We start from the raw sequence: 24,465 nt of genomic DNA, 5'->3' as shown, positions 1-24,465 counted from the left end.
AAACAGGTGAAACCACATGGCAACATTCTTTTTGATCATTATTTATTTGGCTTTTATCAGCCTGGGCTTGCCGGATTCCCTGCTCGGATCCGCCTGGCCGGTCATGCAGCCGGAGCTTCATGCGCCTCTGGGCGCGGCAGGCGTGCTGTATATGACTATCGCTGCCGGAACCATCGTATCCAGCCTCGCAAGCGGTACGATCCTTAACCGCTTTGGCACGGGAAGAGTAACGTTGGTCAGCTGCATCATGACGGCAGGAGCCTTGCTTGGCTATTCCATCTCGCCGTCCCTCATTTGGCTGCTTGTATGCGCGGTTCCGTTAGGGCTTGGAGCAGGAGCGGTTGATGCCGGCCTCAACAACTACGTTGCGGCGCATTACAAAGCGCATCATATGAGCTGGCTGCATTGCTTCTGGGGTGTGGGCGCTACGCTTGGACCTGTCATTATGGCCCGGTTCATTACGAACAATGCGTGGAGATACGGCTATCTGACCGTGGCTGCCATCCAATGCGCGCTCGTTGTCATCTTGTTCTTCACCCTCCCGTTATGGGACCGGGTAGCCAGAATTCACAAGGCATCATCTGACGCTCAGCATGAGGATGCGGTAACGGAGCTCCCCGAAGAAACCGTTTCCGTACATCCCTTAAAAATCAGAGGCGTCAAGCTTGCTCTCGTCTCCTTCATGCTCTACTGCGGAATTGAAGCTGCGGTAGGCCTATGGGGCAGCAGCTTCCTCGTCAACATGAAGAATGTGTCCGCTTCAAAGGCGGCTCAGTGGGTATCGCTCTATTACGCCGGCATAACGGCTGGCCGCTTCCTTACCGGCTTCATCACCTTTAAGGTCAGCAACCGCAACCTGATCCGCGGCGGTCAGCTGATTGCCTTAATTGGCGCCCTGCTGCTCTTCCTGCCCCTGCCGGGCGGCTTTACGCTGGCAGGCTTTATCATCGTCGGATTTGGCCTAGCGCCAATCTATCCATGCATGCTTCATGAAACGCCGGTCCGTTTCGGGAAAAAGCAGTCCCAGTCCATTATGGGCTATCAAATGGCGGTAGCTTATACGGGCAGCACGCTGATGCCTCCGCTTCTTGGATTTCTGGCATCCTCCCTTTCCATTGGCATCTTCCCGTTCTATATCGTCCTGTGCGCAGCGGCCATGTTCCTGTTCTCCGAACGGTTAAACGCCTATTTGAAGAAGCCAAGGCTTACGCCTGATGCAGGCATCAGCACAAACAAATCGATCTGACTTTGAAAACAAAAAAACTGCCGGGAGTACCGGCAGTTTTTTTGTGCTTATATTATTCTCGCTGCAGCCGCTTCCGCTTTCGCCAGACGCGATGCTCTTATCGCGTCTCCGACCTGCGCAATAATCCCGTTCAAAGAGGCGGGATCATGGACGTCATATTCGCCAATGTTCAGCCGGAGCACCGGACACGCGTTAAATTCACCAATCCAGGCTGCGTAACGCTCGTGCATCCGCTCCCAATAGGCACGCTCCGTTTGGATTTCCATCTCCCGTCCTCGTGCTTCGATCCGGCTCAGAATGGACGGCAGGCTGCCTTCCAAATAAATCAGAACATCCGGATGCGGGAAATACGGCGTCATCACCATCGCTTCGAACAAGCTGGTATACGTCTCGTAATCGGTTGCGCTCATTGTCCCCTGATCGGCATGCATTTTCGCGAAGATGCCGGTATCCTCATAGATGGAACGGTCCTGGACAAATCCTCCGCCCGCCTCAAAGATCGCCTTCTGCTCCTTAAAGCGCTCGGCCAAAAAGTAAATTTGAAGATGAAAGCTCCATCTCTCGAAATCGTGATAAAACTTCTCCAAATAAGGATTATGTTCAACTTGCTCCAATGAAGTGCGAAAGCCAAGGCGATCGGCCAGAACAGAGGTTAACGTCGACTTGCCGACCCCAACCGTACCTGCGATGGTAATCAGCGCGTCAGAAGGAATAGAATGCTCCATAAATAAATAATAGCCCCTTTGCAAAAGCGTAAACGGCTGCGCCGTCCTTATGTTCCACATAGCTCTCTATTGTATCATATGGATAACCTGGAGCAATGGTTTAATATGGACGAACAGAGAAGGCCGCCTCAAGATGGCGGCCTTCTCTGTTCTTTTACAAGCTGACTGGCACCGCATCATGGCTGACCTTCAGCATAAACGGCTTTGGTGTCGGCTTCGCCTGACGCTCGCCTCCGCCAAGCGCGTACAGGACGGCAAGCAGCGTATGCGAGTTTTTATCAATCTCGCCCGTTGCCAGGTAGTGCTCCAGATCAAACGGAATCATCTCGATAACGGTATGCTTATGCAGCTCCTTTTCGTTTAAGCCAAGAGCAGCAAAGCCTTCCGACACATCCTCCGGACGTTCGGTCAGACGGCGCATCCAGCCGCTCCATACGGCCTTGTCCATCGTGAACTCCCACCAGGTTTTCCGCGGCTTGTAGTTATGGTTCAGGAAGTAATCGTACTTCATGAGGCCAAGAACAACCTCAAGATCCAGCTTATCCGCTTCTTCGGACGCCGCACCGGCTTTGTATTCGGTGAGGAAAGCCCACAGACGCGAGAACAAATCCTCAAGCTGATGCCCGATCTTCTGCCAGCCTCTGCCTTCCCAGAAGTCCCCGAAGTATTGGAAGAAGTCAAACGCAGACGGGAATACCTCTTTGACCAGATAGTTCAGCGTGCGGTCCATCCGGTGCGCGTTCCAGTACTTCTCAAGCACGTCCTCCACCCGCTTGATCCGCACGATGTCGCTGAACGGCATCAGATCATTGCCCAGCATTTCGTATGGGGCATGATCCATATAAATATAGCCCCACTTCTCTGCGTCAAGACGTAATCCGGTGCCGCGCAGCATCTTCAGGAATCCGAGCTGAAGCTCCTCCGGCCCTAATTCGAATACATCGTTAAACGTACCGCGGAACGTATCATAATTCTCGAGCGGCAGGCCGGCGATCAAGTCCAGATGCTGGTCGATCTTGCCGGATTCCTTCACCTTCGTAACGGTGCGGACAAGCTTCTTCCAGTTCTGGCGGCGCTGCACCGCTTCATTGGTCGGATCGTTCGTCGACTGTACGCCAATCTCGAAGCGGAAGATGCCCGGCGGCGCATGCTCCGCCAAATAATCGAGCACTTCCGGACGCATAATGTCAGCCGTAATCTCGAACTGGAACACGCAGCCCCGGTGGTTCTCGATCAGGAACTTGAACATCTCAAGCGCGTAATCCCGTTTGATGTTAAACGTACGGTCCACAAACTTGATCAGCTTCGCGCCGGAATCAATAAGGTACGTAATGTCGGCTTTCGTCCGTTCCATATCGAAGTAACGAACCCCGACCTCAATGCTCGACAAGCAGAATTGACAGCTGAACGGACAGCCTCGGCTTGTCTCGAAATAAACTACCCGGCTGCCCAGATGCGGAATATCCTCCTGGAAACGGTGCGGTGAAGGCAGCGTAGCCAGGTCCAGCTTCGGACGTCCCGGATTTAGAAGAATATCTACGCGATCCTCGCGCTGCTTGCGATAAGCAATACCAAATACCATATGGTATTTGCCCGCTCCCTCAATCTCCGTCAGCAAATGGTGAAAGGTCTCTTCTCCTTCGCCAACAACGATAAAATCGACCTCCGGAATGCGCTGCATCCAATATTCGGTGTCATAGCTTACTTCGGGACCGCCAAGGATGATCTTTACTTCCGGCATAATTTTGCGGAGCATATTGATGACGGTAATCGTCTCTTCGATATTCCAGATGTAGCAGGAGAAGCCTACGACATCGGGTCTACGCGAGAAAATATCCGAAACGATATTCATGACCGGATCCTTAATCGTATATTCGGCAATCTCCATATCGAATTGCTCGCCGCTGTACGCCTTCAGGCAGCGCAGGGCAAGCGAAGTATGAATATATTTGGCATTTAATGTGGATAACACAACTTTCATCACGGTACCTCTTTCTACTCTCATGCAAGTGACTCCTATTGTACCGAAAACGCGGGCAAAAAAGAAGAGGCTCGCCGCCGGGAGCATAAATCTCCCTTCGGCAAGCCTCTTTCTCGTATGAGTAATAAATTAGTCCCTTAAATCAATATAAAGCTGATCTTTAAACTGCATATCCAGAACCGGGAAGCGGACCTGCCATTTCTCGTCGCCAAGCGCCTTCACTTCGCTTGCGTCAAAGCCGCGCGGCTCGAAGCCAAAGACGCGGTCGAAATAAATTTGGAATTGGATCTTCTCGTTCGGGAGCATGCGATGAAGCTCGTGAGCCAGGTTAATCGCCCAGGAACGGAGCTCCTCTTTCGTCTGACCGCCATAATAAGTATAGAACACAGGATCAATATCGGAGGTAATAACCAGCCAGCCCTGCGAATCGCGGGTAACCTTCCAGTTGCTCAATGCTGCCGTTCCTTGCTCGTAATCAAGCGAGCCGAACTGATCTTTCAGCAGTTCCGCAATCTTCTCGTTCGATACGCCAACAAGCGTATCCGGCAAGGTTGGATCCAAGAATTTCACAGTAGCGGCAGGCTTCTCCGGAAGATCCTCCATCAGAATCGACGCGTACAGCGATGATACCGCAAAGTTCAAATCAGCCTGCGAGGTATAACCTGCGGATGTAATTCCGATCAGCTCGCCATATTCGCTAAACAGCGCGCCGCCGGAGCTGCCATGGTCGATGGGAGCGCTGGTCTGTATGTAACGGGTACCGCCAACATAGACGATATTGCTGATCAGGCCGTCAGATACCGTATTTTGAAGACCAAGCGGACTTCCGATTGCAACAACCTTGTCGCCTTTTTTCACGTTCAGGCTGCTGTATCCGACCTCAACCGGCGTTGCGCCGATCGGATCTTCTGTTTGGACAATGGCCAAATCATTGTTCTTGCTGGAAGCAACGACACCGGAAACTTTAAGCTCATCGCCACTAACCGTCGTTATCGTTGCGGAGGAAGCATCCTGAATCACATGGTAATTCGTCAGTACATAACGGTCATCAATGACGATGCCGCTGCCAAGCGCTTTATTCGTTGTAATTGTCACAACGCTGTCATCGTACATGTCGACGATTTGTTTTGGCGTATATTTCGGACGGTTATTCAACTGCTCCTGGTATTCCTCGTATTCCTGCTGGAATTCGTATTCTTCCGTTGTGATGCGCACGGATTGCTTCGCGTTATCCCATTTCACTTTGCCGCCAAGCGACTCCGCAACAAAACGGGCCGGAACAAAGGTCGTATTGTTCTTTATCTCGGGCGCTGCATCCAGCTTTACCGATTTGCCGTTGATGAGCGCGGTCTTATTGCCGATCGTTAACGTGATGGACGTGAAATCTTTGCGCACAATAATCGTTTGCGCCTTCGCTTCCCAGGTTACCGAAGCATCGAGAGCTTTGAACAGCTCGCGCATCGGCACGAAGGTTACGCCGTTCTTCGTGTAAGGAGCTGCGGAGACCGAAAGTTTCTTATCATCGACGTAGACGCTGATAACGGACGCCTTGGCTGTGGCAGCCAGCTTAACAGGAGCAGCTGCCGCTGCCGTTTGCTGCGGAGCAGCCAGAGGAGAGAGCAAGAGCCCTGCCGCAAGCAGCGGACTTAACAAAGTATAGGCTAATTTTCTTTTCACGTTTACCATTTCCCCCAAATTCTTACTGTATTACCAGTGATAATGATAGATTTAATAATCGTACCACTATCTACCTGCGTTTGTCTATGAAAATGGTTTCATAGGGTAATAATACCAACCCCCATTATATCGGCTCAACATGAACGGAATATGAAGCCTTCCCGCGTAGAATTTGCCAGGCTTGTCATGGTATAGTGATAGCAGTCAAGCCAAGCGTAAACGGCTGCGCCATCCTTGGGAAGGGCAGCAAACGTTTCGCGAATGAAATATAAGCACAGTATATAAAAAACGACGTATACGTTCTTATATTTGGACAAAGCAGGAGGAACATTCGTTATGTCAAAAAAACCATACAGCCCCGGCTCGGCTAAAAGCAGCCCTTCCAAAAGTGCGGTGCCAAACAAATCGTTTGCCGTTACCGAGGCGTCTGAGCTGCTCGCCTTTTTGCTGGCTCATCTGAATCAGGGCCGCAATTCGGTCAAATCGCTGCTGGCGCATGGACAAGTATACGTTAACGACCACGTTGAGACGAAATATAACTACCCGCTTCAGCCGGGACAAACGGTTATGATCCGCAAGGAACGGGAGAAAGAGAAGATTCCCCTCATCGGGCTAACCATTCTGCACGAGGACGATCATGTGATTGTGGCGAGCAAAGACGCGGGTCTTCTAACCATCGCCACAGACAAAGAAACGGATCTGACCGCCTACCGCCAGCTCATGGCTCATGTTCGCGAAGACGATCCGAAGAGCCGGATCTTTATCGTTCACCGCCTCGACCGGGATACTTCCGGCGTGCTGATGTTCGCAAAGAGCGAAGCCGTGCAGCAGAAGCTGCAGGAAGAATGGCAGACGATCGTGAAGGAGCGCTCTTATGTCGCGCTTGTGGAAGGCGAGGTAAAGCGGAAGGAAGGCACCGTCTCTTCCTGGCTGAAAGAAAGCAAGACGCTGCGGATGTATTCCAGCCCGCATCCGAACGACGGACAGCACGCGGTAACTCACTATAAGCTGCTGCAGGCCGGAAAAGCCTTCTCCCTTATGGAGGTTCACCTGGAGACCGGACGCAAGAACCAAATCCGCGTTCATATGCAGGATATCGGCCATCCTATCGCAGGCGACAAAAAATACGGCTCCCAGACCAAGCCCATCGGACGTCTCGGCCTTCATGCCCGTATTCTTGCCTTTGAGCATCCGGTAACCGGGGAGCTGCTGAAATTCGATACCGGCATACCCAAGCAGTTCTACAATCCGTTCCGGAGCGAGACGGCCAAACCAGACAGAAGAAGCAAAGGATGATAACCATGCTTGAGATTACAAGCTACAGTGTAGAGTTTGTTAAGGATCCGTTCGGCATCTTAACCGGACGCCGTTACGAGTTCCTGGTTGATATCGATTTGGACGAAGAGGATGAACTGTATTCGAAGAACGGCGTTTATATCCGGGCTGTTTACAGCGAAGAGGAGGGCGGCGGCCGTCTGATCAAGCATGAGCTGATTGAACGGGTAACCGAGAAGCTGCTCGACTTCGAATTAGAAGAAGAGGAAGAGCAGGAGCTGCTTGCCTTCTGCGCGGAGCACTATAAGGAAGCGGATGAGCAATAAACGAAAAAGAGGCTGCCCTTTGAAGGGTCAGCCTCTTTTTTATAACGGAATGCGGTAAGACGAATACTCCTCAATGATATGCTCGCCGTTGTTGTACACCCACTGGAAACAGAAACGATCTCCCTTGTAGCGCGTGCGATTCCGAATATCCGGCAGAATAACCGTTTCGAAGTTATCCATTATCGTCTGCTGCAAGCCGCGAAGCCTCTCTTCGTTTTGTTGCTGCTGTGCCGCTGCCTCTTCATCGCTAGGCGCGGTCTGGCGGAAATACCGAATGGCAACCTCCGTGTCGCTCAAATCCCCCGGCAGCGGGTTTCCGGAGCCGCGGAACACTTCCTTCACCGTATCAATCCAATTTCTGTACAAATCAATCGTAATGTCATGCATCTGACTTACATCTCCTCTCGTCATGGTAGTGCTCTTGAAAGTTGCGCGGCATCTTCTTTTCCCCGCTTGCTGCCGCATATACATTACAAGCAGCAATATCATCGCAGTAAAGGAATGAATGCGAGCCATGGATATGAATCAGATCCGCGCGAAAATCGAACAAATGCGCAATGAGCTTCTGCAGCTACAATCCCCTGACGGCGCATGGCGCCTTTGCTTTGATTCCGGCACCATGCCGGACAGTTATTTTATCATTATTCTTCGGCTGCTTGGCCATAGTCAAGAAGAAGCCCTCATCCGGCAAATTGCCAATCGGATTCTAACCAGGCAGCTTTCTAACGGCGCGTGGAAAATATACCCGGACGAAGAAGGCGGTAACCTGGACGCGACCGCCGAAGCTTATTTTGCGCTTCTCTACTCCGGTTATTTGAACAAATCGGATCCGCGTCTGCAATTAGCCAAACAATTCATTCTGAGCCAAGGCGGCTTGTCCAAGATCCGTTCTCTTCTGACACAGGCCATTCTCGCTGCGTCTGGGCAGGCGAAATGGCCGAAATCGATGCGTATTCCTTTGGAGGTCTTTTTCTCCAAGCATGGTATCGGAATTGATCTGTTCTCCCTGTCCGGGCATGCCCGTGTACATATCGTGCCGATCATTATGCTGGCTAATGCCGGATTCGTGCAGCCCAGCGCCACCATGCCTGATCTGTCCGATTTATTCACAAGCAGCTCGAAGCGGTTCGAGAATGATTCTCCTTGGATAGCCGCTCTCGCCACCTTGGTCGGATCGCTGTCCTTGTCGGAGCTGCTTCCGTTCGAATCGCCTACTCCGCAGGAAAAAGCGGTTCAATTTCTGTTCGACCGGCTCGAGCCGGACGGTACGCTGCTGACGTACACCACGGCTACCATGTTTATGATTCTGGCTCTGCTTATGCTAGGCTATTCGCCAAGCTCGCCTCTAATCCACCGCATGGTAACCGGCATCCGGTCCGTCGTGTGCACAAACAGGCATGTTCAGATTGCTTCTTCCGAAGTATGGGATACCGCCATGCTTGTTCATGCCCTGCGCAAAGCCGGAGTAAATCCGACCTCGACCGCACTCGAGAACGCAGGAACCTATCTCCGCCAAAGGCAGCAAACCCAGCTTGGAGACTGGGCCATTCGCAATCCCGGTACGCCTGCAGGAGGCTGGGGCTTCTCCAATGTAAATACCCTTTATCCGGATGTGGATGATACAACCGCCGCTCTTCGCGCCATTCAGCCTTACAGCTCCCGTACACCGGAGCTTCTGGCAGACTGGCAGCGCGGACTGAACTGGGTGCTGACGATGCGCAACGATAACGGGGGCTGGCCGGCCTTTGAACGGGAGGGCTCCTGGCTGCCGATCAATTTCTTTGCTTTTGAAGGAGCCAAGGACATAGCCGTTGATCCCTCAACCGTCGACCTGACCTCAAGAACGCTGCAGTTTCTTGGGCAGGAGCTTGGCATGAACCTCAGCAACAGCTGGATCGAGTCGACGATACGCTGGATCCTGTCTCAGCAGGAAAGCAACGGAAGCTGGTACGGCAGATGGGGCATTACTTATGTACATGGCACAAGCGCCGCTATTCAAGGGTTGACGGCTGTCGGCATTGCGGATGACCATCCGGCAATCAAGAAAGGCGTAGACTGGCTGCTGAAAGTTCAAAATGAAGATGGCGGCTGGGGCGAATCCTGCATTAGCGACAAAGTCAGGCGTTACGTCCCTTTAAACTACAGCACGCCTTCCCAAACCGCCTGGGCGCTGGACGGATTAACTGCCGCGCTGCCAAAGCCTACTCCGGCCTTGGAGCGTGGCGTAGAAGCTCTGCTGCATTCCCTTGACCGCCATGACTGGACCTATACGTATCCGACCGGCGGAGCGCTGCCCGGCAGCGTCTACGCCCATTATGCCAGCAACAATTACATTTGGCCGCTTCTCGCCCTTAGCAATATTTGGCTTAAGTACAGCTGATTTCTATTGCTTGTGCCGGCTGCCTCCCCTAAGGATCGCGCAGCCGATTACGCTTGTCTCCAACGATAACGCAAGAACAGCCGCTTCCGCAACCGCCTATCAGGAGGAATCCATTGCAATCGCTTGCCCGGTCAAGGTAATCTAATGGATAGGCAGCGTTTTGATGCAAGAAAGATCACACAACCCACCTGCCTATGCCAGGTGGGTTGTGTGATCTTTTGTTTCGCACATGCATGCGAAGTAAACATGGCTTCATAGAGGAGGAAACATATGCCGCAGTTATTATTTCGCGGGGTACCCGCAGAGAAGCTGACAACCGTAAGCCTTGCGCTAGCGGAGGAACTCGCAGACATCTGCGAATGCGGTACGGATAACTTTACGATGGAATGTCTTCATACGACCGCAATCTTTGGAGGCCTCGCGGAAGGACAATCCTACCCGTTTGTTGAAATTGGCTGGTTCGAACGCGGACAAGCCGTCCGGGACCGGTTCGCCCAGGCCGTCACCGCGCATCTTGCCCGAATCGGCATTGATGAAGCGGAGGTTGCCTTCCGGACGTACCGTGAAGACAGCTATTACATTAACGGCAAGCCGTGTGTTTGAACAACAAGAAAGGAGCCTTTGGACCGATTCATCGATCCCAAGGCTCCTTATTATTTTAAGATACTGCTTTATGGTCGTTATCGCTTGCCTTGCTTTTGCAAGCTTTACAAATCCCTTGAAAATCAAGCCGGTGATCCAACACCTTAAATCCAAACTCCTTGGCAATCCGATTCTCCATCGGAAGCAGCCAGTCATCCATAATTTCCTCAACCGTGCCGCATTCGGTGCAGATCAGATGATGATGGTGATGTTCCTGATCATTGCTGCGCAGATCGTAACGCGTCGCACCGTCGCCAAAATTTACTTTTTCCACCACATGCAGCTCGGTCAGAAGTTCCAAAGAACGATACACCGTCGCAAGGCCGATATCCGGATTGCTGCGTTTAAGCAGCATGTAGACATCCTCCGCGCTCAAATGATCCTTCTCGTTCTCCAGCAATACGCGAACGGTTGCTGCCCGCTGCGGAGTTAGTTTATAACCTTTTGTTCTTAACTGACGGTTGATCGTTTCCAGTTGTTCCTCGATCATCGTAAAGCTCACCCGCCTTTCCTGTGCTTCATTAATACGCTGTACTTTAATCTTATTTAGAATGATTATAATTTAGAATAATTATAATCTTAACATAGTTATCATTATTACACAATGACATCTAATATTTCTCAACATTTTTGCTTACCATCGGTTGATCAGCTCAATATCCGCAAATTTGCCTTCTGCAAATTCTGTATCGCCAAAGATCCCGCTGATCCGGTTAAAGCCGGATTTGGTCCAGAAGCGAAGACCTGCCCAATTGCGGAGCGAGACGTTAACCCGGACCTCGGAATAACCAAGCAGTCCAATCTCTAGCAAAAAATGCTTCATCACTTCCTGACCGTAGCCCTGATTCTGAAAATCTCCGCTGATGCACATCATGGCCAAATACAGGGAATCGATCTGCGGATAGCCATGATAGACGCTGATGAAGCCAACAAGTTCCTCTGTTGTTTTCAGACGGATGGTCTGAATCCGGAACCGCTCCTTCACGCCGCCCTCCGGCAATATGCCTTCATGATAGGAAAGCTCGATATACCGGGGATCATGCTCTTTCCCGTCCCACAAGGCGACAGGTGCGCTTGTCATGTACAGCTCCTGCACCATGCCAATTTCGAATGGCTGCAAATCTTCACAACTAAATGTCGGGGTACTCCAAGAGGAAGCGATTAGGTTCATTATGTATCACCTGTCACGTTTTATAATTACGCCGGTTCTACAGTTTCGACATAACTCGCCGCATTCCTTCTTTCTCCGCCTTTATTCACCAGAAACAGACTTAACCATTCTCGTATAGCGATGTCCGCTGACCAGCAGCTCTCCATCTTCGTTATAGCCCATTTTTTCGTAAAGCATCCGCGCCTGGCCGTTGTATTCCTCGACAATCAGAGATACAAGATCATACCCTTGCTTTACAGCCTCCCGTTCAAACGCAGCCATAAGCCCCTTGGCAATTCCCTGATTGCGGAAAGACGAGGAGACGGCAATGGAATCCAAATAAAATTCGCCAGGACGGGTCTCCGTCAAGATCGTATAATCCTTAATCCCCGTTACCCGCTTTACCCTGTCAACCAGCGGCTGATCCAGCTGCTCCGCATCATCCCCCGAGTAGCAGAACACGATCCCTGCGACAACGCCTTCTCTTTTGTCCACAATGACATTCCGGTAACTGATTCTGTTGCCTTCCTCGATATAAAAACCAGCCAAAATCCGCATCGCCTCAGCCTCATCCTCCACTCCCGCAAGAGAGCAGGCGATATTGCCGATCGCTTCGTGCAGAAGCGGCATCACTTGTTCCACGTCTTCCTTGCTTGCCGGTCCAATCATGCTGTCACTTCCTTCACCAAATATTAATAATTTCAGTTTAACGTACGAACATTCATGCTATAATCGACAACAGGTGATTACAGACAATGAATAACGGAGCAAATTCCAACAATAAAATCTACTACAAACGTCCTTACGGGGTCGTAAATAAAAATGTTGCGCCTGCCGCGCCCGCTTCCGCCGATACAAGCGAGCAGCTTGTTCCGGACTCAGACAAGGACGCCTTCTATTTCCGGGCTCTGGAGACCCAGGGAATCCGTCTGAACAAGCGGCAGATCGCCGCTGTCCGCCATGTTGACGGGCCCATTCTGACGCTCGCCGGCGCCGGCTCGGGCAAAACCTCCGTACTCGTCTGCCGGACAGGCTATATGCTGTCGGTCCGCGGCATTCCGCCCCAGCAGCTTCTGCTGATGACCTTCTCCAAAAAAGCGGCAGACGAAATGAAGCTTCGAATCAGCACATTGCCGAATATCGGACAGGCGGCCGCTTCCCGTATCGAAGCCCGCACGTTTCATTCCTTCTGCCTGCTCATGCTCCGCAGACGCGGTTATAAGCAGAACATTCTGGGCGAAAACGGACGCAAGCAAATCTTCTTCAAACGGCTGCTCCGCGAGCGGAATTTGCATGAAACGTACCAGCCCGAGACGCTCATTACCTTGCTCTCCTCTTATAAGATGCAGATGATTGCCGTTTCGGACCTTCCGGAGAAGACGGAAGAGGACAGGCAGCTTAAACTTATCTTTACCAGTTATGAAGAATGGAAACGGGAAGCCGATCTTATCGATTATGACGATATGCTTCTTGAAGCCTACCAGCTGCTGAAGCAGGACGAGAATCTGCTGGCCATGCTGCAGAACCGGTTCCGTTATGTCATGATTGACGAGTTCCAGGATACGAATACGATCCAATACGAGATCATCAAGCTGCTCGTTTTGCCGCACCGGAATCTGATGGTAGTCGGCGACGATGATCAGACGATCTACTCCTTTAACGGGGCGCGCAACGATTATATCCTGAACTTCGAACAGCAATTCCCCGGCGCCAAGAACATCATACTAGACATCAATTACCGCTCCGGTTCAGGCATCGTAGGCCTTGGCAATGCGGTTATCCGTCATAATAAGCAGCGGCGGAGCAAGACTCTGCTGACGGCGCGGCCGCATGGTCTACCACCGGTGTTCGCAAGACCTGGCAACAGCGATGATGAAGCCGATCTTATCGTAAACACCTTGCTGCAGCAGAAGGAGAAAAAGAACCGTTCCTACCGCGACTTTGCGATTCTGTTCCGTACCGCCAGCAGCAGCCGTGCGGTGTTTGACCAGCTGGTCATCCGTCAGGTGCCTTTTATTGATTATGGCAGCGGCGAATCGCTGTACGAACAATGGGTTATTAAGCCGGTTATCGCCCATCTTCGCTTGTCCATTGACCGCCGAAACTTTGACGCGATGGAAGGCATGCTCGCAACGATGTATGTCCGACCGGATCAGGCCATGGCGTTTATCTGGAATGAGGAGAAGAAGCAGCCCAAGAAATGGCCGCTGATCCATCTGACCCGCTTCCCTGACATTAAATCCTTCCATCAGGAGAAAATAAAAGAACGGATCAAGCTGATCCGTTCCCTGGAGAAGCTGAAGCCGGAGGTTGCTATCCGCCGGCTGCGTTTGGAATTCTACGATCAGTTTATTGACGCGAACAAGAGCGGTCCCGCTTTAACTGAGCATAAGGATTCCCTGAAGGAGATGCTCGATGAGCTTGAAGCTTCGGCCAAGCGGTTCGATCAGATCGGGACCTTCCTCTCCTTCATCGACGAGATTGCCGCAAAGCATGAGGAAATGAAGCGGGTGAAGCTGGACAGCAGCAATGCCGATGCCGTTAACTTTATGACCATTCACAAATCGAAGGGATTGGAATTCCCCGTTGTCTTTGTATGCGGCGTATCCGAAGGAATTCTGCCTCACAGCTCTGCAATTACCGCGGAGAAGAACAGCGACCGCAATGCCATTCAGGCCGGCGACAACGTCGCCGAAGCCGCGATGGAGGAAGAACGGCGCCTCGCTTACGTAGCCGTTACAAGAGCGGAAGAGGAGCTGTATCTCAGCTCCCCCGCGTATTACCGCGGCAAGCCCGCGGCGGTATCCTCTTTTATTATCAATGCCTATAACTGATGCTGCCGGGCCGCGATCTCCATACGCAGCCGGTCGCCTTCCGTTTGATACTTAAGCGGAAGCTCCGACAGCTTGACGTATACCTGCTCGTTATACTGGAATAATCGGCTGTCAAGACTATAACGGGGCTCGCAGATCAGAAGTACCGGCTCGGCATTCGGGAAAGCGAAACGGTACTCCATTTCGGTTTGCACGATATACGGAACAAATACCTTTGCGCGTATATAACTTTCCCCATGAAGCCGGATAAGCGGATATTCCGCGCCGTCAAAAGGATGAATGTTGAGCGAGGATGAAGTTACTTTTGAAGGCGGCGTACGTCTCATAATGTCATTAATCTGCTCGTTCTTGAGCGGAAGGCCTAATGCCAAATGATACGTGCCCTGCTGCAAGCGGACAAGCTCGGCCAAAGATATAAGAACAAAGCCCGCAGCGGCAAAGACTGCTCCTTGTACAAATGCGCTTGAAAAAATCATAAATACTCCAAATAAAATAGCGGCATAACCTAATACGCGCTGTGCGATGAACATACCATTCACTCCATGATCTGACCATAAAAAAACGGGACCTGCTGTGCTTGGGTCCCGTTTCTTCATGGTGTCTATTATTCTGCCGGCGCTGTAAACGAACGCTGCGCGAATTCCGAATCCAGCATGTAGAAGGCGTTGCTGTCCTTATCGATCCGCTTCAGCTTCTGGATGATGTTATCGAACAAAGCTTCTTCTTCAACCTGTTCGTCAATGAACCACTTCAGGAAGTACATCGTTGCATGCTCGCGCTCGTTCAGCGCGATATCCGCCAGGTTGTAGAAGCGCTTCGTATTTTGCTGCTCATGCGCGTAGCCATGCTCGAAAGCATCCAGCATCGACTCGTATTCATTCTTCGGTTCGCCAAGCGACGCAAGCGTGGCACGGCGTCCGCGGTCGTTCAGGAATTTGTATATTTTCATAGCATGGAAACGTTCTTCCTCCGCCTGAATAATGAAGAAGTTTGCGAATCCGTCGAGACTTTCACCGGAGCAATATGCTGCCATTGCAAGATACACATGCGCCGAATAAAATTCAAAATTCATCTGCTCGTTGAGCGCTGCTGCTAAGTTATCATTCATCGCTTATGCACCTCTTTCCTTGTTTGTTTTATATTCTAACACAAAGAGAAAGGACGGCAAAAGCCGTCCCATGCAAAATTATCCAAAATATTTGCTATCCGATCATTTTCTTCAGTTCCTTATATAATTGGTCCGGGCTTGAAGCACAGATGCTCTTGGATTTAATCATCACAAAGCTTTCGCGCTTGCAGGTTCTGCAGTTGCCAAGACAGTCCTTCTTCTTCATCTTTATGTCCGGATATTTGCTCTTCATCGCCTTGTACACGGGCTTTGTTCCGTTCTTCAAATTCCGGGTGCAATATTTGATCTTCTTCATGCCGGCTCACCTCGCTGCGCAACGGTGTAATGCTTTCCTCTATGAATGATAATAATTATCATTCCCGTTGTCAATAGCGAATGCGGCCGATTTATTTGCTTTTTAAAATTTCGACCCCTTTTTGAAGCTGGGTATCCTCTTCCTTCAGCTTATCGCTTAGCAGCTCGAGGATCCGGTAGCCCGTTCTATCGTTGAACTTACCGGTAACCGTCAGGTCTTCATCCTGTTGGAATCGGCTGAGCGCAGCCGATGTCCGTTCATCAAACAAACCGATATCGCCTACCGGCGTGTATCCAAGCTCCTGAAGCATCAGCTGGAGTGTCTTGACATTCTCCCCGTAGCTTCCGCTCTTGAGCTCCGTTCCGAACGGAAGCTGGCTTAGGCTGGCGAAAGCCGGCAGAGCTACCTTTACATCCGGCGTTACGCCTTGTTTATGGATCCAAGTACCGCCAGGTGTTTTCCACTGCGCTTCCGTCAGGCTCAGAACCGACTTGTCTTTAAACTGCTGGAAGGTCTGTACGATCCCTTTGCCAAACGTCTTCTCCCCAACAACGGTTGCGCCTGCAGATTCCTTCAGCGCGGCCGTAAGCACCTCGCTGGCGCTTGCGGACTGTCCGTTTACAAGCACGACAATCGGGATCGTCCACGGCTTCTCCTGCTTCGAACGGTAGGTAATCGTCTTGCTGTTGTTCTTATAGACAACCTCGAGAATGTTTTTATCCTTAGGCACAAGCATATTCGCGATCTGAATGGTAGACTGCAGCAAGCCTCCGGGGTTGGAGCGAAGATCAAGCAGCAGCTTGGTCATCCCTTCCTTCTGCAGCTTATCCACTTCGGTCTTGAACTCATCGTCGGTCTTCTCGCCGAACTTGGAAATCGTTACATGTCCAATGCCGCCGCTGAGCATTTCCGAAGTTACGGTATGTACGGCAATGGCTTCCCTTGTCAATTCTACCTCGATCGGCTTTGCCTCTCCTCCGCGGGACAGGGTCAGCTTCACCTTCGAACCAACATCGCCACGCAGGACGGTTATGACATCCTCATAGGCTTTCCCTTTTATCGAGGCTCCGTTCACGCCTACAATCTCATCCCCGGCATGAACCCCTCCGCGCTCTGCCGGAGCTCCTTCGGTAATGCTGGCGACAATAAACTTGCCGTCGGCTTCCTGGAGGGTAATGCCAACTCCGGAGAACTCCCCTTCATAACCTTGCGTATAAGCGCTGCCCTGCTCCTTGATTAAATATCTGGAATAAGGATCACCAAGCGAAGCAAGCATGCCTTGGGACGCTCCGTTAATGAGATCCTCCGACTTCGCGCCGTTTAAGTATTTATCCATAATCGTGTTATAGGATACCGTAAAATTACGGAAGGAAGGCTCTCTCAGCATCGGGTACCTTACTTCCATCCAAAGCCAGCCAAGAATAAATCCGATAATCGTAAATAGTAATGCACCAAGAACCGCCAGCGTTAAAATCCGCTGCTTCCCCGCCTCATTCGAGAATTCTTTCACTTAAGGTCACTCCTGACTATGACTGATCGTTCTGTCTTCTACTGTAGCTTATTTCGGGTAGGAGGAGCAAATGCAGCAGGCCGGAAATCCCGGACAGGCTTGAACCGGGCTATGTTTTTCGCTACAATCATCCTAGCTTTGTCAATTGGACGAATAGAGACAGGAGAGGGAGAACATGTACAAATTAATCGCGATCGATGTGGATGATACGCTTCTTAATGATGATTTAATCGTAACCGAAGGCACAAAAAAAGCGATGGAGGCCGCTATCGCGCAAGGCGTTACCGTCACTCTCGCAACCGGACGGATGTACGCTTCGGCCAAAAAAATCGCGGATCAGATCCAGCTGAACGTTCCGATCATTACGTATCAGGGCTCGCTCGTTAAAACCCTGCTGGATGGCGAAGTCTTGTATGAACGCTGCGTGCCCCAGGATGCGGCCAAAGAGCTTTATGCCTTTACCGAGAAGCATGGCCTGCACCTGCAGCTGTACGCGGATGATATTTTATATGTGAAGGAAGCGAATGACAAAGCCATTAAATATTCGACATTGACGAGTATCCCCTATGTCGTCGCCGAAGATTTCGAAGCTTTGCTGGACAAGCCGAACAATAAGATGCTTATCATTGACGAGCCTGCTTATCTGGACCAGCTTGCCGAAGAGCTGAAGCCCATGATTGGAGACCGCGTCCACATTACCAAATCCAAGGCGCATTATCTCGAGTTCATGCACAAGGAAGGCACCAAGGGTCATGCTCTCCGCTTTATGGCTGAGCATCTGGGCTGCGGGATTGACCAAACCATTGCAATCGGCGATGCCTGGAATGATCACGAGATGATTGAAGCAGCAGGTCTCGGCGTAGCCATGGGCAACGCGACACCTAAGCTGAAGGAAATCGCCGACTATATTACGCTTACGAATAATGAAGAAGGCGTACGCCATGTGATTGAGAAATTCGTGCTGCAGCCTGCCGCAAAGTAATTAAAACACTACAAAAAACTCCATTGCGGGAAGCGTGGCTTCCGCAATGGAGTTTTTTCATCCCCACTAGATCCCTGCAAGCACCTGATACCAGACGCCTTTCTTTGAATACAGATTCTGGCGGACTTCCTTCCACCCGCCTAAGTACCCAATATCAAACAACCCTTCAGGTACAACATACTTATCCTTCGACTCTTCCGCTATCTTCTCATCCACCGAACGGAAGCCGTACTTGACGAAGGTACGCTGCGCTTCTTCGCTTTGCAGATAGGAGATAAACGCTTCGGCCACTTTGCGGGTTCCGTGTTTATCAACGTTCTTATCCACGACCGCAGCCGGATTCTCGATCAGGATCGTATTCTTCGGAACAACGATATCATAATTGACGCCATTCATAATACGGGCAAGCAATTCATTCTCGTAGGTCACGATAACGTCGCCAACCCCATATTCGAACGCGGCCATCGAAGCTCGGCCGCTCTTGTCGAGCGATTCCACGTTCTTATGAATGGATTCGAGGTACTGCTTGGCAAATGCCGGATCCTTCGTTCCGGTCTCGGCTTCCGATCTCTTGAGCCCTGCACCGTAGATCGCGTTAATATCCCACTGCGCGCCACCGGAGGTTTTGGGATTCGGATAAAGAACCTTAACGCCTTTGCGGGTCAAGTCGTCCCAATCCTTAATTCCCTTCGGATTACCTTCTCTTGTTCCAAGGACAACAATGGATTTCGTAATCAGGCCTTGATTCGGCTGGGACTTCCAATCATGCGTAATAAAACCTGCATCCGAGATCTTATCAAGATCGCCTTCCATCGCCAGAACCGCGACATCCGCCTCGAAGCCCCCGGCTATGGCACGTGCCTGCGTACCTGAAGCTTCATACGATTCCTGGAATACGACCTTCTGACCTGTCTGCTCCTTCCAATAGGCCTGGAATTGCGGCAGCATCTCGCTGAACGCGTCCTTCACCACGGAATAGGCACCGATGACAAGCGTCACATCACCGTCTTGTGCGGTAGACTCGGCAGGCTGCGCCCGCTCCTCCTTGCCGCAGCCTGCTGTAATAATCAGCAGTACGGCCAGGAGCAGCACGGCAATCCGCCGGCTTGCTCTTCGATTTATATTCATGTTCGTATACAACTCTTTCTGCTAAAGTTGAGTACTTTCTTATTGTTCTAGATATGAATAGGCATAGGGTCAACCTTCAGACTGTTTTCCATAATCCAGCTGTCGTTATCGTTAAATAGATATGCGCGGTGGACAAGCACGCTTACCTGCTCGCCCGGCTGCAGCACTTCCTTCTCCAGCGAACGGTACGTAATCAGCTTCACATTATCAACAAGCAGCTCTACCATCCATTCGCTGCCGCGGAAATGCAAGGCTTTAACTGTCGCGTTAACCGAAGCAGACTGCAGGCGAATCTCGCCCGGCTTGCCGATCTCAATGTATTCAGGACGGATAAGTGCTTTTGTTCCCGGGAAGGACAACGCGGTGTCAAAGCCCTTCAACACCTTAATGTCCTCCACAATCGTCGATTCGCCGATAAAGCTGGCCACAAACGGAGTTTGCGGATTTTTATAAATCTCCCAAGGCGTACCCTTCTGCTCAAGCCGGCCTTTGCCGATGATCATAATCTCATCCGCTACCTCGATGGCCTCATCCTGGTCATGGGTAACGAAGATAGACGTAATGCCGACACGCTCAATCATCTCTTTCAGCCATGTCCGCAGCTCGGTACGGATCTTAGCGTCAATTGCCGCAAACGGCTCATCCAGGAGCAGCAACTGCGGCTCGGGAGCTAACGCACGGGCAAAAGCAACACGCTGGCGCTGACCGCCGGACAGTTGGTGTACATAACGGTGCTCGAAGCCCTTGAGGCCGGTAAGCTCGACGAGGGTCGATACGCGCTCGCGAATCTGCTCTTTGGATTGCTTCTTCACCTTCAGTCCGAAAGCGATATTATCATAGACGGTCATATGCTTGAACAAAGCATAGTTCTGGAATACGAAGCCAATTCCCCGCTCTTGCGGCGGCAGATCGTTTACGCGCTTGCCGTGGAAAATAATATCGCCGGAGGTTGGCGTCTCAAGGCCGGCCAGCATACGAAGAATCGAGGTTTTACCGCCGCCGCTTGGTCCAAGAAGCCCGATCAAATGACCTTTTTCAATCTCGAAGCTGACATCTTGCACGGCGTGGAAATCGCCAAAGCTTTTGTTAAGGTTGCGAACTTCAATATGCATGGCTTAATGCACTTCCTTTCGTTTTTTGGCCCATTCCATCATGAGCAGGAGACCTACCGAGAATACGGCAAGCACCAGAGCTACGCCGTTGGCTTCCACTACGTTAAAGTTCTCGACGTCTTGATAGACGAGCGTTGTTGCCGTCTGCGTCTTATTCATAATATTGCCCGATACAACAAGTACCGCGCCAAACTCGCCAAGCGTTCTGGCTACCGTCAGGACAACGCCGTATATAACGCCCCAACGGATTGACGGCCAGGTCACTTTCCAGAACGTATACCACGAGTACGCGCCAAGCGTTGATGCCGCTTCCTCCTGCTGGGCGCCAATCTCCTGAAGCACCGGCAGAACTTCACGCACCATCAGAGGGAACGTGACGAACAGGGAGGCCAGAATCATCCCCGGCAAAGCGTACACGACTTTAAAGCCCGAATCTTCGAAGAAGGAACCGATTACCGTATTAGGACCTAACAGCAAAACAATCATCAAACCGCCAATAACGGGAGATACGGCAAACGGCAGATCGACAATGCTGTTGAGCAGCCGCTTCATTCGTGCTCCAATCCACTCGGCGCGGACGAGATACATCGCGAGCATCACGCCAAAGACCGTGTTAATGGCCGTAACCACAATGACGATAATGGCCGTCATCTGCAGGGCATGGAGCGATTGCTTGCGGGTAAGCCCCTCAACAAAGCCGCTCCAGCCGTCTGCCCAGGAGCCGGTGAATATTTCAATAAGCGGAATAATGAGCAAAAGGGTAAAAACAATATAAGTAAGGCCAATCCACGTTCGTCTAATCGTCATTTTACCGGCCTCCTTGATTGAATCAGGTTGACCGTCCATAAAATGATAAAAGAAAGCGTCAGCAGCAATACCGAAACTGCCGCGGCCCCTTGCGGATTGTCACTTTCAATTTCTCCAAAAATATAAACGGCGGCAATCAGCGTCTTCCCCGGGATATTGCCCGCTACAAGGACAACAGCCCCGAATTCCGCCAGCGCTCTGGAAAAGGCCAGCATAGCACCGCTGATTACACCCGGCAGCATCGAAGGATAAATGACGCTGAAAAACGTACGAAGTTTGGTAGCCCCCAGCGTGTAGGAAGCCTCCTCTTCCGACTTGTCAATCTCCTCAAGCAAAGGCTGTACAGCCCGGATCACAAACGGAAAAGTAACAAACACCATAGCAATAACGATAGCCGGCTGATGGAAAACAATCTCGAAGCCAAGCTTCGAAGCAAGCTCGCCGACAAAACTGCCTGGACCAAGCAGAAGCAAGATCATAAGCCCGGTAACCGCTGTCGGAAGGGCGAACGGCAAATCAACCAAGCTGTTCAAGATCCTTCTCCCCGGAAACCGGTACCGAATGAGCACCCACCCGATCATGGTACCGAGCAGCACGTTAATAACCGTTGCGATAAGCGCCAGCTTAATGGTCAGCAAGACTGCCTTCCACGCAAGGGGATCCGATATGCTCTCCCAGAAAGGTACGAAACCCTTGGAGACCGACTGCGAATAAATTCCGATAATGGGAAGTACAATTAAGACAATAAAGTAGAGCATAATCGCGCTTCGAAATCCGAAGCTCCACCACTTGCTGCGAAACATGACATTCATGCTGCTAATGACCTCCAAACCGTCGGCTCGTGCCGTAGGTGTCTGCTGACATTTAAACATTGTAAAAACAGAATTCCTATTAGATCACTTGGTATTCTAAATTTAGCAGACAACAACTGGTCTAGTCAATCCCATTTTTACATTTTCTGCGCAATTAGGCTGTCCCTTTTCATAGGCAAAAAGCCGCATGCTGTCTAGGTCATAAGACAACATGCGGCTTTCCTTATTCGCCTTCAATATAATAAACTTCTTCGCCTTCCGTAATAACGGCCTGCCCTTGCGTTAAATCGGTTATCCATGCCACAAAGGCATCTGCTTCCGACACAACCGGCAGGCATTTTACAGTGACGCGATCCGTAAATTCGGTACCGCCAAGACGTGTCCCCCGGCCATGAAGCTCATTTTCCACTTTTCCGTACCAGGTATAATCCACATCCACAAATACCTCGCGGTGCAGCACCTGCACGATTTCGCCGGCCGCTTCAATCCCGGCCACAGCACCATCCGTATAAGCACGGACAAGCCCGCCGGCTCCGAGCATAATACCGCCAAAGTAGCGGGTCACAACGACAGCAACATTTTTCAAACCTTTATGCTTGATGACCTCGAGAATCGGCTTCCCGGCCGTTCCGCTTGGTTCACCGTCATCGGAGGCTTTCTGATGCTGGTCGCGTTCCCCGACCACATAAGCGGAGCAGTTATGAGTCGCGCTGCGGTGAAGCCGTTTGATCTCGTCGATGAACTGAACGGCTTCCTCCTCCGTCTCTACCGGCTTGGCAAAGCCGATGAAACGGGATTTCTTGATGACGATCTCTCTACTGCCCTGCTCTCTGACCGTAGAATAACGTTCCAGCATTACAGACGAGCTTCGAGCTCAGCCTTTTCCTTCTCGTAGCCCGGTTTACCAAGCAGCGCGAACATGTTGCGTTTGTACGCTTCAACGCCCGGCTGGTCGAATGGATTCACGCCGAGCAGGTAGCCGCTGATGCCGCAGGCTTTCTCGAAGAAGTACACCATGTAACCAAACGTATATGGAGTCATGTCGGCGATGTTGACGATAAAGTTAGGTACTTGTCCGTCCGTATGAGCCAGCAGCGTACCTTGGAATGCTTTTTTGTTGACGAAGTCCATCGTTTTGCCTGTCAGGAAGTTCAGTCCGTCGAGGTCAGCGGGATCGTTGCCGATCGTGAGGTGCTCTGCCACTTCGTTCACTTGGATAACCGTCTCGAAAATGTTGCGGTTGCCCTCTTGAATGAATTGACCCATCGAGTGCAGGTCAGTCGAGAAGTCAACAGATGCCGGATAGATGCCTTTGTAGTCTTTGCCTTCGCTTTCGCCGAAGAGCTGTTTCCACCACTCCGATACAAAGTGAAGGTTCGGCTCGTAGTTGACGAGGATTTCCGTTGCTTTGCCTTTGCGGTACAAAGCGTTGCGCGCTGCCGCATATTGATAAGCTTCGTTCTCGGCGAGGTTCGGATTGCTGTACTCTTTGGATGCGTCTGCCGCACCTTGCATCATCGCGTCGATGTCGATTCCTGCAACGGCGATTGGCAGAAGGCCTACCGCTGTCAGTACGGAATAACGTCCGCCTACATCGTCAGGAATGATAAACGACTCGTAGCCTTCTTCGGTAGCCAGCTTTTTCAGGGCGCCCTTAGCTTGGTCGGTTGTTGCATAGATGCGTTTGCGTGCTGCTTCTTTGCCGTACTTGCTCTCCAGCGCTTCACGGAAAATACGGAAGGCAATTGCCGGCTCGGTTGTCGTACCGGATTTGGAGATTACGTTGATCGACCAGTCGCGGCCGTCCAGCAATTGAAGCAGGTGAGTTACGTAAGTGGAGCTGATGTTGTTGCCCGCGAACAGAACTTGCGGAGTTTTGCGTTGTTCTTTGGTTTGCAGATTGTAGAACGAGTTGGAAAGCATCTCGATCGCAGCGCGTGCGCCAAGATACGAACCGCCAATGCCGATAACAACCAATACTTCGGAATCGGATTGGATTTTTTCAGCGGATTGCTTGATGCGGGCGAACTCTTCTTTGTCATAGTTGGTCGGAAGGTCAATCCAGCCAAGGTAGTCAGAGCCTGCGCCAGTACCGTTATGTAATTGTTCGTGAGCCACACGAACCTGTTCGGTCAAATGGTCGATTTCATGTTGTCCAATAAAGCCAAGGGCTTTTGTGTAATCGAATTTTACTGTTTTACTCATTTAAAAAAGGCCTCCCTGATCATGTTTTTCATTAACCTGCTTGTCTTAGCCTTTAGGATATCGGATTTAGATTTGAAAAACAAGCGACTAAACAATGAAATAGGTATGAAGATTATCTATAATGATTAGTAAAAGGATTTATGGCTTGGAGTCATTTATCAACATAACTAGGTGAAACGGCTTACTCGTCCTTTGACCGCTGGGCACGTTAGTTTTATCGCCAATTTCTGATGTGGTAAGATAAAGCTG

General features: G+C 51.0%; 24 protein-coding genes. 7 read left to right on the top strand and 17 right to left on the bottom strand.

Annotated elements, in window-relative coordinates; all coding sequences use genetic code 11:
• Positions 1-16: 16 nt before the first annotated feature.
• The gene (locus M3194_RS16055; RefSeq protein ID WP_251655076.1) at positions 17-1,246 is read left to right on the top strand and encodes an MFS transporter; all 1,230 of its coding nucleotides are present in this window, start codon (positions 17-19) and stop codon (positions 1,244-1,246) included.
• Between the two features lie 47 nt (positions 1,247-1,293).
• Here M3194_RS16055 and M3194_RS16050 read toward each other — a convergent pair whose 3' ends face one another.
• The 3 genes from M3194_RS16050 to M3194_RS16040 all read right to left on the bottom strand — a co-directional run bounded on the left by M3194_RS16050 (position 1,294) and on the right by M3194_RS16040 (position 5,629).
• Positions 1,294-1,971 (bottom strand): deoxynucleoside kinase, encoded by a 678-nt coding sequence (locus M3194_RS16050; protein ID WP_251655075.1) that lies wholly within the window; start codon positions 1,969-1,971, stop codon positions 1,294-1,296.
• A gap of 154 nt (positions 1,972-2,125) precedes the next feature.
• Positions 2,126-3,952, bottom strand: a complete 1,827-nt coding sequence (locus M3194_RS16045; protein WP_251655357.1) for a B12-binding domain-containing radical SAM protein — start codon at positions 3,950-3,952, stop codon at positions 2,126-2,128.
• Between the two features lie 129 nt (positions 3,953-4,081).
• Positions 4,082-5,629 carry a stalk domain-containing protein gene (locus tag M3194_RS16040; protein ID WP_251655074.1) on the bottom strand — a complete coding sequence of 516 codons (1,548 nt, stop codon included), beginning with the start codon at positions 5,627-5,629 and terminating at the stop codon, positions 4,082-4,084.
• Between the two features lie 336 nt (positions 5,630-5,965).
• On the opposite strand from M3194_RS16040, the gene M3194_RS16035 reads away from it, so the two are divergent.
• Positions 5,966-6,925: an RluA family pseudouridine synthase gene (locus tag M3194_RS16035; RefSeq protein ID WP_251655073.1), complete on the top strand. Its 960-nt coding sequence runs from the start codon at positions 5,966-5,968 to the stop codon at positions 6,923-6,925.
• Positions 6,922-7,230, top strand: coding sequence for a DUF6509 family protein (locus M3194_RS16030; protein ID WP_397334336.1), 309 nt, complete (start codon positions 6,922-6,924; stop codon positions 7,228-7,230). The genes M3194_RS16035 and M3194_RS16030 overlap by 4 nt, the downstream gene beginning before the upstream one ends.
• Before the next feature lie 39 nt (positions 7,231-7,269).
• On the opposite strand, the gene M3194_RS16025 is transcribed toward M3194_RS16030, so the two are convergent.
• On the bottom strand, positions 7,270-7,617 hold the full coding sequence (locus tag M3194_RS16025) for a hypothetical protein (protein WP_251655072.1): 348 nt from the start codon (positions 7,615-7,617) through the stop codon (positions 7,270-7,272).
• Between the two features lie 127 nt (positions 7,618-7,744).
• Here M3194_RS16025 and M3194_RS16020 point away from each other — a divergent pair, with 127 nt between their 5' ends.
• Positions 7,745-9,610, top strand: a complete 1,866-nt coding sequence (locus tag M3194_RS16020; protein WP_251655071.1) for a prenyltransferase/squalene oxidase repeat-containing protein — start codon at positions 7,745-7,747, stop codon at positions 9,608-9,610.
• A gap of 270 nt (positions 9,611-9,880) precedes the next feature.
• The gene (locus tag M3194_RS16015; protein ID WP_251655070.1) at positions 9,881-10,213 is read left to right on the top strand and encodes a DUF1904 family protein; all 333 of its coding nucleotides are present in this window, start codon (positions 9,881-9,883) and stop codon (positions 10,211-10,213) included.
• Between the two features lie 55 nt (positions 10,214-10,268).
• Here the strand turns inward: M3194_RS16015 and fur are convergent, their stop codons facing one another.
• The 3 genes from fur to M3194_RS16000 all read right to left on the bottom strand — a co-directional run bounded on the left by fur (position 10,269) and on the right by M3194_RS16000 (position 12,071).
• Complete coding sequence (gene fur, locus M3194_RS16010; protein ID WP_251655355.1) at positions 10,269-10,739, bottom strand: ferric iron uptake transcriptional regulator; 471 nt, start codon at positions 10,737-10,739, stop codon at positions 10,269-10,271.
• Positions 10,740-10,886: 147 nt separating this feature from the next.
• A complete protein-coding gene (locus tag M3194_RS16005; RefSeq protein WP_251655069.1) occupies positions 10,887-11,333 on the bottom strand; it encodes a GNAT family N-acetyltransferase in 447 nt (148 codons plus the stop codon).
• A 171-nt stretch (positions 11,334-11,504) separates the two neighbouring features.
• Positions 11,505-12,071, bottom strand: coding sequence for a GNAT family N-acetyltransferase (locus M3194_RS16000; protein ID WP_251655068.1), 567 nt, complete (start codon positions 12,069-12,071; stop codon positions 11,505-11,507).
• 86 nt (positions 12,072-12,157) lie between these two features.
• Between M3194_RS16000 and M3194_RS15995 the strand changes: the two genes are divergently transcribed.
• Positions 12,158-14,236, top strand: a complete 2,079-nt coding sequence (locus M3194_RS15995) for an ATP-dependent helicase (protein ID WP_251655067.1) — start codon at positions 12,158-12,160, stop codon at positions 14,234-14,236.
• Here the strand turns inward: M3194_RS15995 and M3194_RS15990 are convergent.
• The 4 genes from M3194_RS15990 to M3194_RS15975 all read right to left on the bottom strand — a co-directional run bounded on the left by M3194_RS15990 (position 14,227) and on the right by M3194_RS15975 (position 17,170).
• Positions 14,227-14,766, bottom strand: coding sequence for a hypothetical protein (locus tag M3194_RS15990; protein ID WP_251655066.1), 540 nt, complete (start codon positions 14,764-14,766; stop codon positions 14,227-14,229). The two genes, M3194_RS15995 and M3194_RS15990, sit on opposite strands and share 10 nt — an antisense overlap.
• A gap of 74 nt (positions 14,767-14,840) precedes the next feature.
• A complete protein-coding gene (locus M3194_RS15985; protein WP_251655065.1) occupies positions 14,841-15,344 on the bottom strand; it encodes a ferritin in 504 nt (167 codons plus the stop codon).
• A gap of 94 nt (positions 15,345-15,438) precedes the next feature.
• The gene (locus tag M3194_RS15980; protein ID WP_251655064.1) at positions 15,439-15,660 is read right to left on the bottom strand and encodes a DUF1450 domain-containing protein; all 222 of its coding nucleotides are present in this window, start codon (positions 15,658-15,660) and stop codon (positions 15,439-15,441) included.
• Positions 15,661-15,751: 91 nt separating this feature from the next.
• A complete protein-coding gene (locus M3194_RS15975) occupies positions 15,752-17,170 on the bottom strand; it encodes a S41 family peptidase (protein WP_251655063.1) in 1,419 nt (472 codons plus the stop codon).
• A 175-nt stretch (positions 17,171-17,345) separates the two neighbouring features.
• On the opposite strand from M3194_RS15975, the gene M3194_RS15970 reads away from it, so the two are divergent.
• Positions 17,346-18,152 carry a Cof-type HAD-IIB family hydrolase gene (locus tag M3194_RS15970; protein ID WP_251655062.1) on the top strand — a complete coding sequence of 269 codons (807 nt, stop codon included), beginning with the start codon at positions 17,346-17,348 and terminating at the stop codon, positions 18,150-18,152.
• A gap of 66 nt (positions 18,153-18,218) precedes the next feature.
• Here M3194_RS15970 and M3194_RS15965 read toward each other — a convergent pair whose 3' ends face one another.
• The 6 genes from M3194_RS15965 to M3194_RS15940 all read right to left on the bottom strand — a co-directional run bounded on the left by M3194_RS15965 (position 18,219) and on the right by M3194_RS15940 (position 24,216).
• Positions 18,219-19,280 carry a sulfate ABC transporter substrate-binding protein gene (locus M3194_RS15965; RefSeq protein WP_251655061.1) on the bottom strand — a complete coding sequence of 354 codons (1,062 nt, stop codon included), beginning with the start codon at positions 19,278-19,280 and terminating at the stop codon, positions 18,219-18,221.
• Positions 19,281-19,327: 47 nt separating this feature from the next.
• Positions 19,328-20,392 (bottom strand): sulfate/molybdate ABC transporter ATP-binding protein, encoded by a 1,065-nt coding sequence (locus M3194_RS15960; protein ID WP_251655060.1) that lies wholly within the window; start codon positions 20,390-20,392, stop codon positions 19,328-19,330.
• A 3-nt stretch (positions 20,393-20,395) separates the two neighbouring features.
• Positions 20,396-21,193: a sulfate ABC transporter permease subunit gene (locus M3194_RS15955; protein ID WP_251655354.1), complete on the bottom strand. Its 798-nt coding sequence runs from the start codon at positions 21,191-21,193 to the stop codon at positions 20,396-20,398.
• Positions 21,194-21,195: 2 nt separating this feature from the next.
• A complete protein-coding gene (gene cysT / locus M3194_RS15950) occupies positions 21,196-22,011 on the bottom strand; it encodes a sulfate ABC transporter permease subunit CysT (protein ID WP_251655059.1) in 816 nt (271 codons plus the stop codon).
• A 223-nt stretch (positions 22,012-22,234) separates the two neighbouring features.
• Complete coding sequence (locus tag M3194_RS15945; protein ID WP_251655058.1) at positions 22,235-22,867, bottom strand: YigZ family protein; 633 nt, start codon at positions 22,865-22,867, stop codon at positions 22,235-22,237.
• Positions 22,867-24,216, bottom strand: a complete 1,350-nt coding sequence (locus M3194_RS15940; RefSeq protein WP_251655057.1) for a glucose-6-phosphate isomerase — start codon at positions 24,214-24,216, stop codon at positions 22,867-22,869. The genes M3194_RS15945 and M3194_RS15940 overlap by 1 nt, the downstream gene beginning before the upstream one ends.
• Positions 24,217-24,465: the final 249 nt, after the last annotated feature.

Source organism: Paenibacillus glycanilyticus (assembly GCF_023715145.1).
GTDB classification, from domain to species: Bacteria; Bacillota; Bacilli; order Paenibacillales; family Paenibacillaceae; genus Pristimantibacillus; species Pristimantibacillus glycanilyticus_A.
The sequence above is the reverse complement of the archived record's forward strand: the minus strand, read 5'-3'. Positions and strand labels throughout refer to the sequence as shown.

What these genes read in the sequence shown, in the direction of transcription:
- M3194_RS16015 (WP_251655070.1), top strand. Translation starts at nt 9,881, where the DNA reads ATGCCGCAGTTATTATTTCGCGGGGTACCCGCAGAGAAGCTGACAACC.
- cysT (WP_251655059.1), bottom strand. Translation starts at nt 22,011, where the DNA reads ATGAATGTCATGTTTCGCAGCAAGTGGTGGAGCTTCGGATTTCGAAGC.
- M3194_RS15970 (WP_251655062.1), top strand. Translation starts at nt 17,346, where the DNA reads ATGTACAAATTAATCGCGATCGATGTGGATGATACGCTTCTTAATGAT.
- M3194_RS15980 (WP_251655064.1), bottom strand. Translation starts at nt 15,660, where the DNA reads ATGAAGAAGATCAAATATTGCACCCGGAATTTGAAGAACGGAACAAAG.
- M3194_RS16020 (WP_251655071.1), top strand. Translation starts at nt 7,745, where the DNA reads ATGGATATGAATCAGATCCGCGCGAAAATCGAACAAATGCGCAATGAG.
- M3194_RS15995 (WP_251655067.1), top strand. Translation starts at nt 12,158, where the DNA reads ATGAATAACGGAGCAAATTCCAACAATAAAATCTACTACAAACGTCCT.
- M3194_RS16050 (WP_251655075.1), bottom strand. Translation starts at nt 1,971, where the DNA reads ATGGAGCATTCTATTCCTTCTGACGCGCTGATTACCATCGCAGGTACG.
- M3194_RS15940 (WP_251655057.1), bottom strand. Translation starts at nt 24,216, where the DNA reads ATGAGTAAAACAGTAAAATTCGATTACACAAAAGCCCTTGGCTTTATT.
- M3194_RS15985 (WP_251655065.1), bottom strand. Translation starts at nt 15,344, where the DNA reads ATGAATGATAACTTAGCAGCAGCGCTCAACGAGCAGATGAATTTTGAA.
- M3194_RS16055 (WP_251655076.1), top strand. Translation starts at nt 17, where the DNA reads ATGGCAACATTCTTTTTGATCATTATTTATTTGGCTTTTATCAGCCTG.
- M3194_RS15965 (WP_251655061.1), bottom strand. Translation starts at nt 19,280, where the DNA reads ATGAATATAAATCGAAGAGCAAGCCGGCGGATTGCCGTGCTGCTCCTG.
- M3194_RS15960 (WP_251655060.1), bottom strand. Translation starts at nt 20,392, where the DNA reads ATGCATATTGAAGTTCGCAACCTTAACAAAAGCTTTGGCGATTTCCAC.
- M3194_RS16000 (WP_251655068.1), bottom strand. Translation starts at nt 12,071, where the DNA reads ATGATTGGACCGGCAAGCAAGGAAGACGTGGAACAAGTGATGCCGCTT.
- M3194_RS16005 (WP_251655069.1), bottom strand. Translation starts at nt 11,333, where the DNA reads ATGACAAGCGCACCTGTCGCCTTGTGGGACGGGAAAGAGCATGATCCC.
- M3194_RS16025 (WP_251655072.1), bottom strand. Translation starts at nt 7,617, where the DNA reads ATGCATGACATTACGATTGATTTGTACAGAAATTGGATTGATACGGTG.
- M3194_RS15990 (WP_251655066.1), bottom strand. Translation starts at nt 14,766, where the DNA reads ATGTTCATCGCACAGCGCGTATTAGGTTATGCCGCTATTTTATTTGGA.
- M3194_RS16035 (WP_251655073.1), top strand. Translation starts at nt 5,966, where the DNA reads ATGTCAAAAAAACCATACAGCCCCGGCTCGGCTAAAAGCAGCCCTTCC.
- M3194_RS16045 (WP_251655357.1), bottom strand. Translation starts at nt 3,952, where the DNA reads ATGAAAGTTGTGTTATCCACATTAAATGCCAAATATATTCATACTTCG.
- M3194_RS16030 (WP_397334336.1), top strand. Translation starts at nt 6,922, where the DNA reads ATGATAACCATGCTTGAGATTACAAGCTACAGTGTAGAGTTTGTTAAG.
- M3194_RS15945 (WP_251655058.1), bottom strand. Translation starts at nt 22,867, where the DNA reads ATGCTGGAACGTTATTCTACGGTCAGAGAGCAGGGCAGTAGAGAGATC.